The sequence below is a fragment of the Oleiphilus sp. HI0043 genome, assembly GCF_001634935.1.
Window position 1 is genome coordinate 1 of record NZ_LWEY01000851.1, and the last position, 871, is coordinate 871.

Consider the following 871-nt stretch of genomic DNA (forward strand, 5'->3'; position numbering starts at 1 on the left):
ACATTGGCCTCATTGTTGATTTGCACCCAAAACTGACCCACTAAAGCCATATATTTGCATCGAATTTTGACCCACGTATAAACCTATCCCTGCTTCAGCAAAGCAGGAGAAAATGGAGTGATAGACGTGGCTCTACTAAGCGTAATTCGACGCTGGCATATTCGGGAGGGACAATCGATTCGATCGATTGCTCGGAAGACCGGATTGTCACGAAATACTGTTCGTAAATACCTCAATAATAGAAATTTAGACCCAAGCTACCCTGCAAGGAAGTCGCCGAGTAAGCTGGATGACTACGAGAAGACCTTAACCTGCTGGCTTCACCGTGAGGTGAAAAAGCATCGAAAGCAGCGTAAGTCAGTCAAGCAGCTATACCAGGATTTAGTACAACTGGGTTACACCGGTTCCTATGATCGTGTTGCTGCGTTTGCACGGCAGTGGCGACAAGAGCAACATGAAGCAAAGAGCACTGCCGCTAAGCGAGTCTATGTTCCACTGACTTTTGCACCAGGCGAAGCATTCCAGTTTGATTGGGGCGAAGATTTCGCCACGATCAATGGTCGGAAGTGCTGCCTTCAAGTTGCTTACTTCAAGCTAAGCAATAGTCGAGCTTTCTTCCTGCGAGCTTATTACAAACAAACGCACGAGATGCTGTTTGATGCACACAATCATGCATTTCGGGTCTTTGGTGGCGTGCCTGAACGCGGCATCTACGACAACATGAAGACTGCTGTGGATAAGGTACGATCAGGTAAACAGCGCGATGTTAATCGCCGATTCCAAACGCTAGTCAGTCATTATCTGTTTGAAGCTGAGTTCTGTAATCCAGCTGCAGGTTGGGAGAAAGGCCAAGTCGAGAAAAAGGTGCGAG

The 871-nt window shown here is 47.4% G+C and carries 1 protein-coding gene; it reads left to right on the forward strand.

From position 1 onward, the window contains the following. Positions 1–117: 117 nt before the first annotated feature. Positions 118–871: IS21 family transposase (gene istA, locus A3729_RS09635; RefSeq protein ID WP_197475740.1), on the forward strand; the 754-nt coding region annotated here is incomplete at its 3' end.